This is a genomic window from Streptomyces sp. NPDC059443, from assembly GCF_042750105.1.
Lineage (GTDB): Bacteria > Actinomycetota > Actinomycetes > Streptomycetales > Streptomycetaceae > Streptomyces.
Map to the genome: position 1 here is coordinate 1 of NZ_JBHYVM010000058.1, position 7,371 is coordinate 7,371.

A 7,371-nucleotide genomic window follows, 5' to 3' on the forward strand; every position below is an offset into this window, starting at 1 on the left:
AGGCGCGGGGTCTGGGGCGGAGCCCCAGGGAACGGTGGAAGGGCGGGTAGGGGACGGCTCCGCGCAGCGGCCCCCCACCCGCCCGCCGCAGGCGACCCGCATACCCTCCCCGGAGGGGATACCGCCCGACCGAACACCCCCTCCGGAGGAGACATGCCCCCACTGGTCCACGCCGCGCCAGCGACCGTCACCACGCTCACCCTGGACTCCCCGGCCAACCGCAACGCCCTCTCCGCCGACCTCGTCGGAGAGCTCCGCGCCGCCCTCGCCGCAGCGGCCGCCGACCCGGCGGCCCGGGCCGTCGTCCTCACCCACACCGGCACCACCTTCTGCGCCGGCGCCGACCTCAAGTCCCCCTGCGACCCGGCCGACTTCCTGGCCCTGCTCCGGGAGATCGCCGAGCTCCCCAAGCCGGTCGTCGCCCGAGTCACCGGCCACGTCCGCGCGGGCGGCCTCGGGCTGCTCGGGGTCTGCGACATCGCCGCCGCCGGGCACGAGTCCACGTACGCCTTCACCGAGACCCACCTCGGCGTCGTCCCGGCCGTCATCTCCGCGCCGCTGCTCCCGCGCCTGGACCCCCGCGCCGCCGCCCGCTACTTCCTCACCGCCGAGGCCTTCGACGCGGCGGAAGCCACCCGGATCGGCCTGCTCACCCTGCACGGCGAGGATGTCGACAAGGTGCTGGCCCCCGTCCTCGAAGGCCTGCGCAAGGCCGGTCCCGAGGCTCTGGCCGCCACGAAACAGCTGGTCACGGCCCCGGTACGGGCCGCCCTGGAACGCGACGGAGCCGCGCTCACCGAGCTGTCCGCCCGCCACTTCGGCTCGGCCGAGGCCCGGGAGGGCATCACCGCCCGCTTCGAGCGCCGGGACCCGTCATGGCTGCGGTGACCACGACGAGCGCCCCGAGCGCCCCGAGCGGCCCCAAGCAGGCCCGCAGCCGGGTCACCCGCCGCCACCTGCTGGAGGCGGCCGTCTCCTGCCTGGCCGAACAGGGCTGGGCCGGTTCCACCGTCGCCGTGGTCGCCGAGCGCGCCGGAGTCTCGCGCGGGGCCGCCCAGCACCACTTCCGCACCCGGGAGGAGCTGTTCACGGCGGCCGTGGAGTACATGGCCGAGGAACGATCCACCGCGCTGCGGGACCTGTTCCCGCACGGCGCGGCCGGGGCCGACCGCGCCGACGTGGTCGCGGCGCTCATCGACATGTACACCGGCCCGATGTTCCGCGCCGCCCTCCAGCTGTGGGTCGCGGCCTCCCACGAGGAGCAGCTGCGCCCCCGCGTCGCCGAGCTGGAGGCCCGGGTGGGCCGCGAGACCCACCGCATCGCCGTGGAACTCCTGGGCGCGGACGAGTCCGTACCGGGCGTACGGGAGACCGTGCAGGGTCTGCTGGACATGGCCCGCGGCCTGGGCCTGGCCAACGTCATCACCGACGACACCGCCCGCCGGGCCCGCGTGGTCGCCCAGTGGGCCCGGATCCTGGACGCGGTACTGACCTGAGGTTGTGCTGATCTGAGAAGCGCACAGGGCGCCGCACCCCGGATGGGATGCGGCGCCCTGTGCTGTGCTCGCGGCGGCCCTGTGCGGTGGCAGCCGGTTGATCGGCGGACCCGTCGGCCGGATCAGGCCGTATCGGCCATGTCCGCGTAGCCCGCGATCTCGCGCGGGTTGCGCCGGCTGGGCCCGGTGTAGCGGGCGGACGGACGGACCAGGCGGCCCGTGCGCTTCTGCTCCAGGATGTGCGCCGACCAGCCGGCGGTACGGGCGCACGTGAACATCGAGGTGAACATGTGCGCCGGGACCTCCGCGAAGTCCAGCATGATCGCGGCCCAGAACTCCACGTTGGTCGCGAGCACCCGGTCGGGGCGGCGCGCGTGCAGCTCCTCCAGGGCGGCCTTCTCCAGCGCGGCGGCCACCTCGTAGCGCGGGGCGTCCAGTTCCTTGGCCGTGCGCCGCAGCACGCGGGCGCGCGGGTCCTCGGCGCGGTAGACCCGGTGGCCGAAGCCCATCAGCCGCTCGCCCTTGTCGAGGGCCTTCTTCACGTAGGCCACGGCGTCGCCGGTGCGCTCGATCTCCTCGATCATGCCGAGGACGCGGGACGGCGCCCCGCCGTGCAGCGGCCCCGACATGGCGCCGACCGCGCCCGACAGGGCGGCGGCGACATCGGCACCCGTGGACGCGATGACCCGGGCGGTGAAGGTGGAGGCGTTCATGCCGTGCTCGGCGGCGGAGGTCCAGTACGCGTCGACGGCCTTGACGTGACGCGGGTCCGGCTCGCCCCGCCAGCGGATCATGAACCGCTCGACCACGGACTCGGCCTTGTCGATCTCGCTCTGCGGGACCATCGGCCGGCCCTGGCCGCGGGCGGACTGGGCCACGTACGACAGGGCCATCACGGCCGCGCGCGCCAGGTTGTCGCGCGCGGTCTGCTCGTCGATGTCGAGCAGCGGTTTCAGACCCCAGACGGGGGCGAGCATGGCGAGCGCGGACTGGACGTCCACGCGGATGTCGCCGGAGTGCACAGGGATCGGGAAGGGTTCGGCTGCGGGCAGGCCCGGGTTGAAGGCACCGTCGACCAGCAGACCCCAGACGTTCCCGAAGGAGACGTGGCCCACGAGGTCTTCGATGTCGACGCCCCGGTAGCGCAGAGACCCACCCTCCTTGTCGGGTTCGGCGATCTCCGTCTCGAACGCGACGACTCCTTCGAGCCCGGGTACGAAGTCGGACATCAGGCGGCTCCTCAAATAGTGCGAACACGCGCGGCTCCCGGCGTGATTCGCGGTCCGGCGCGGTCTCCGGCGCGGTCATCCCCGTTGATGCCCGGCACGGCCGATGGTCACCCGTACGGGACCGTCGGACCGGCCCCAAGATTTTGTCCGTTCCCCATGGCGCGGGGAAGCGTGACATACGGCACACCCCATGCGGCCCTGCTGGGGCAGGATGGCCGCGTGACCGATCAGCACCTTGACCCCGCCGTCATGCGCAAGCAGTACCGCTCCCACCTCGTCGACGAGGAGGGCCTCGCCGAGGACCCGATGGGCCAGTTCGCCCACTGGTTCAAGGATGCGGCCGAGGCGCACGTTTTCGAACCCAACGCGATGGTCGTGTCGACCGCGACCCCCGACGGCCGTCCCAGTTCCCGCACGGTGCTGCTGAAGCAGTTCGACGAGCGCGGCTTCGTCTTCTTCACGAACTACGGCTCCCGCAAGGGCCGCGAACTCGCCGCGAACCCCTTCGTCTCCCTGCTCTTCCCCTGGCACCCCATCGCCCGCCAGGTCATCGTGACCGGCACCGCCTCGCGCATCGGCCGCGACGAGACGGCGGCGTACTTCCGCTCCCGCCCGCACGGCTCCCAGCTGGGCGCCTGGGCCAGCGACCAGTCGAGCGTGATCGGCTCGCGGGCCGAGCTGGACCGGCGCTACGCGGAGCTGGAGGCGCGCTATCCGGAGGGCGAACAGGTCCCGGTCCCGCCGGAGTGGGGCGGCGTGCGCGTGGTCCCCGACGCGGTGGAGTTCTGGCAGGGGCACGAGAACCGGCTGCACGACCGGCTGAAGTACGTCCTGGACGGGGAGAAGTGGCGCGTGGAGCGCCTCTGCCCTTAGCCGTGAGGCGGGCCTGAAACGCAGGCGACCCGCGAGCTCGGGTTTCCCCCCTGCAGTGGGGGAAGCCGGCCGGACGTACCGGCGAGCTCGCGGGTCGGGTGACTGCTTGGGATTGGCGCCGGCGACTCCGCCTGGCGCCGCACTGGGTGCGTGCGACAGCGGGCGCTTTAGCCCGCAGCCACCTCACGCGTCCGGTTTCCGTACATTGCGGCAACCACCTCCCTTCTCGTGTACGGCAGAGCCTACGACTCCCTCCCCGGGCCCTCAAGGCATTTATTCGGAGGTTTCCCGGAGCCGTCCCGGGGGCGCCTCGGGGGCGTCCACAGCGGGACATTCCGGGATGATTGCGAGAAGCGGGTGTGGGCTGCGTCACGTTCCAGTTCAATGACGTGACGTGCCGCACACGCGAACACCTGCAGGGGGCCCAGGTGACTGCTTCCGGACGTAACGAGACCGCCGACGATCTGCTCGCAGCGCTGCTGGACGGGATGGACGCCGCCCTGTGCGCGTTCGACGCCGACGGCGTGATCACCCATTGGAACCGCGAGGCCGAGCGGATCCTTGGGTGGTCGGCGGCGGAAGCCGTGGGGCGCAAGGGATTCGCGGGGTGGGCCGTACGGGCCGCCGACGCGCACGACGTGCAGGACAGACTCATGGCCGCCCAGGACGTGCAGGGACGGCAGGTGCACGAGTTCGCGCTGCTCACCAAGGACGGCGGGCGCATCCTCGTGCGCACCCAGTCCGCCGGGGTGCCGGGCGCGGACGGGAAGCCGGCCGGGGTGTACTGCGCGTTCAGCGAGGTGCACGCGCAGATCGACCTGGAACGCTCCATCGCGCTGAGCGAATCGCTGATGGACGACGCCTCGTGGGGCGTGGTCCTCGTCGACGTGGACCTGCGCCCGGCGGTCGTCAACGCGCACGCCGCCCGCGCCTTCGGCTCCGGCCGCACCGCGCTGCTCGGGCGGCCGCTGGGGGAGCTGCTGGCCCAGGGCGTGGAGGAGCTGGAGGGGGCCCTGCAGCACGTACTGGCCGAGGGTGCGCCCCCGGCGCCCGTGGAGCTGTGGGTGTCCGTACGGACCCCCGAGGGCGTACGGCGGCGGTGCTGGCGGTGCGGGTTCCTGCGCCTCGCGTCGCCGCTCGCGGAGGAACCCGTACCGCTCGGGGTCGGTCTGCTGTTCCAGGACGTCACCGAGGCCCGGCAGGAGCGGCTGGACACGGCGCAGCTGCGGTTCCGCTCCCACCAGCTGTACCGGGCCGGTCGGGCCGCCGCGGAGTGCGAGGACCCGGCGGAGGCGGCGGCGGTACGGCTGGAGTTCGCGCTGGCGGGCTTCGCCGAGCACGCGCTGCTCGACGTACTGGAGCCGGACGTACGGGAAGCGGGCGTACGGGAATCAGCGGGCGGCGGCGCACGGGCGCGGCTGCTGCGCTGGGCGGCGTCCCCGCCCGGGCTGCCGGGGCTGCCGGAGCCCGGGGTGATCCCGGTGCCCTACGAGGCCGGGCACCCGGTGTTGCAGGCGCTGGACCGGGCCGGGTCGGTGCGGACCAGTGCGCCGCGCGGGGAGGCGGACGCGGAGTGGGCGGGCGCCCGGCGCTGGCCGGAGGGCGCGGCGCACGCACTGTGCGCGGTGCTGCGCAGCCGGGGCCGGAGCCTGGGGACGCTGACGTTCCTGCGCGGGGCTTCGCGGGCCGCCTTCGAACGGGCGGACGCGGCGTACGCGGAGGAGGTCGCGGCCCGGGTGGCGGCGGACCTGGACCTGGCGGCGGGCTGCACGGGGGACCGCGCGGCCCCGTAGCGCTCAGTGGCGGAAGAAGATCCGGTCGCCGTACTCCTGCATGACGCGGCCGTTCCACTCGTGGCCGCCGTCGACGTTGCCCGAGCGCAGCAGCGGCGGTTCGACCCCGCGGTCGACGAGCTCGCCGGCCGCGGCGGCCATGACCGCCTGCATGATCGCGCTGGTCACGACGGTGGAGGCGGGGGCGAAGGGGGCGTCGATGCCGTCGAGGGTCAGCTCCGCGTCACCGACCGTGATCTTGCTGTCGAGGACGATGTCGCAGTGGTCCTTGAGGAAGGTGCCGGAGACGTGCCGCGACTTGGTCTCGGTCGCGTACGCCACCGAGGTCACGCCGATGACCTTGAGGCCGATCGCGCGGGCGTTCATGGCCATCTCGACGGGCAGCGCGTTGCGCCCGGAGAGGGAGATGATCACCAGGACGTCGCCGTCGCTCGCCGGGCTGCTGTCCAGGACCGCTCCGGCGAGGCCGTCGACGCGCTCCAGGGCGCTGCCGAGCGTGGCGGGCATGATGTCGATGCCCGTGGTGCCGGGGACCGCGAGGAAGTTCATCAGGGCGAGTCCGCCGGCCCGGTAGACCACGTCCTGGGCGGGGAGCGAGGAGTGTCCGGCGCCGAAGGCGAAGAGCTTGTTCCCGGCGGCGACGGCGTCCGCGATGGCCCGGCCGGCCTCGCCGATGTGCGCGGCTTCCTCGTCCCGCACCCGCTCCAGCAGGCCGATCGCTGCATCGAAGAACTGACCGGCCAGCTTGCTCTCGCTCATACGCCGAAGGCCTTTCGGGTGCGGTGTTCGGTGCGGTGTCGGGGTGGTGCCGGTGTGGTGCCGGGTGCGGGTGTCGTCCGTGTTCGCCGCTCACCGTGCGGTCTGGACCAAGGGCGTGTCAATACGAACGTCAATCCAAGGGACGAAAGGCCCGGTGGGAGGTGTAATGAGACGCGCGGGACGGTTCCGGGGAGACGTCCGGAACGGGCCTTGACGTCCGGCACGGGACGGTTGTCGGCGTGATGCGTCAGAATTGGGTGCAGGGCCAGCGCACGATAGCCGAGGGGCACGAATGTCCGGACTGATCGATACCACGGAGATGTATCTCCGCACCATCCTTGAGCTGGAAGAGGAAGGTGTGGTCCCCATGCGCGCCCGCATCGCCGAGAGGCTCGACCAGAGCGGCCCGACGGTGAGCCAGACCGTGGCGCGGATGGAGCGCGACGGGCTGGTGTCCGTCGCGAGCGACCGGCACCTGGAACTGACGGAGGAGGGGCGGCGGCTGGCGACGCGCGTGATGCGCAAGCACCGGCTCGCGGAGTGTCTGCTCGTCGACGTCATCGGCCTGGAGTGGGAGCAGGTGCACGCGGAGGCCTGCCGCTGGGAGCACGTGATGAGCGAGGCGGTGGAGCGGCGGGTGCTGGAGCTGCTGCGTCACCCGACCGAGTCGCCGTACGGCAACCCGATCCCCGGCCTGGAAGAGCTGGGCGAGAAGGCCGAGGCGGACCCGTTCCTGGAGGAGGGGATGGTCAGCCTGGCCGAGCTGGACCCGGGCGCCGAGGGCAAGACCGTCGTCATCCGCCGGATCGGGGAGCCGATCCAGACGGACGCGCAGCTGATGTACACGCTGCGCCGGGCGGGCGTGCAGCCCGGCTCGGTGGTCAGCGTGACCGAGTCGCCGGGCGGCGTCCTCGTCGGCAGTGGGGGCGAGGCCGCGGAGCTGGAGGCGGACGTCGCCTCCCACGTGTTCGTGGCGAAGCGCTGACGCGGCGGCGTACCGAAGAGCTGAAGCACTGACGCGCTGACGCACGGATGTTCGCTTCCGTCGCCCGTAAGGGTGGGTCGACTGGTGTGAAGCGGTGGTGGATAGGTATGGATGGTCCCCGGGGGGGGGGGCGCGGGGGGGGCGCGGCGGCGCGGGTGCTGGGGGCGCGGGCGAGAGCGCGGGAGGGCTCCGAGGCGGGACTGGTCGGGCCGGGCGGCCCCCGCGGGGGGAGTGGA

Annotated in this window: 7 protein-coding genes; 5 read left to right on the forward strand and 2 right to left on the reverse strand. The window is 73.0% G+C overall.

The annotated features are described in order from the left end of the window. Positions 1-153: 153 nt before the first annotated feature. The gene (locus tag ACFXDJ_RS34875) at positions 154-888 is read left to right on the forward strand and encodes an enoyl-CoA hydratase family protein (protein WP_384661200.1); all 735 of its coding nucleotides are present in this window, start codon (positions 154-156) and stop codon (positions 886-888) included. Further along, entirely contained in the window at positions 876-1,496 is a 621-nt protein-coding gene (locus ACFXDJ_RS34880) for a TetR/AcrR family transcriptional regulator (RefSeq protein WP_384661197.1), read from the forward strand. The genes ACFXDJ_RS34875 and ACFXDJ_RS34880 overlap by 13 nt, the downstream gene beginning before the upstream one ends. A gap of 122 nt (positions 1,497-1,618) precedes the next feature. Here ACFXDJ_RS34880 and ACFXDJ_RS34885 read toward each other — a convergent pair whose 3' ends face one another. Then, positions 1,619-2,725: a citrate synthase 2 gene (locus ACFXDJ_RS34885; RefSeq protein ID WP_384661194.1), complete on the reverse strand. Its 1,107-nt coding sequence runs from the start codon at positions 2,723-2,725 to the stop codon at positions 1,619-1,621. 249 nt (positions 2,726-2,974) lie between these two features. On the opposite strand from ACFXDJ_RS34885, the gene pdxH reads away from it, so the two are divergent. Both pdxH and ACFXDJ_RS34895 read left to right on the forward strand, forming a co-directional pair. Continuing rightward, the gene (gene pdxH / locus ACFXDJ_RS34890; RefSeq protein ID WP_384661202.1) at positions 2,975-3,598 is read left to right on the forward strand and encodes a pyridoxamine 5'-phosphate oxidase; all 624 of its coding nucleotides are present in this window, start codon (positions 2,975-2,977) and stop codon (positions 3,596-3,598) included. A gap of 428 nt (positions 3,599-4,026) precedes the next feature. Beyond that, complete coding sequence (locus tag ACFXDJ_RS34895; RefSeq protein ID WP_384661191.1) at positions 4,027-5,391, forward strand: PAS domain-containing protein; 1,365 nt, start codon at positions 4,027-4,029, stop codon at positions 5,389-5,391. Between the two features lie 3 nt (positions 5,392-5,394). Here the strand turns inward: ACFXDJ_RS34895 and ACFXDJ_RS34900 are convergent, their stop codons facing one another. Next, positions 5,395-6,150, reverse strand: a complete 756-nt coding sequence (locus tag ACFXDJ_RS34900) for an SIS domain-containing protein (protein WP_384661188.1) — start codon at positions 6,148-6,150, stop codon at positions 5,395-5,397. A gap of 292 nt (positions 6,151-6,442) precedes the next feature. Here ACFXDJ_RS34900 and ACFXDJ_RS34905 point away from each other — a divergent pair, with 292 nt between their 5' ends. After that, entirely contained in the window at positions 6,443-7,135 is a 693-nt protein-coding gene (locus ACFXDJ_RS34905; protein ID WP_384661186.1) for a metal-dependent transcriptional regulator, read from the forward strand. The last annotated feature ends 236 nt before the right edge of the window (positions 7,136-7,371 follow it).

Coding starts and splice junctions, on each gene's coding strand:
- ACFXDJ_RS34875 (WP_384661200.1), top strand. CDS start 154: ATGCCCCCACTGGTCCACGCCGCGCCAGCGACCGTCACCACGCTCACC.
- ACFXDJ_RS34880 (WP_384661197.1), top strand. CDS start 876: ATGGCTGCGGTGACCACGACGAGCGCCCCGAGCGCCCCGAGCGGCCCC.
- ACFXDJ_RS34885 (WP_384661194.1), bottom strand. CDS start 2,725: ATGTCCGACTTCGTACCCGGGCTCGAAGGAGTCGTCGCGTTCGAGACG.
- pdxH (WP_384661202.1), top strand. CDS start 2,975: ATGCGCAAGCAGTACCGCTCCCACCTCGTCGACGAGGAGGGCCTCGCC.
- ACFXDJ_RS34900 (WP_384661188.1), bottom strand. CDS start 6,150: ATGAGCGAGAGCAAGCTGGCCGGTCAGTTCTTCGATGCAGCGATCGGC.
- ACFXDJ_RS34905 (WP_384661186.1), top strand. CDS start 6,443: ATGTCCGGACTGATCGATACCACGGAGATGTATCTCCGCACCATCCTT.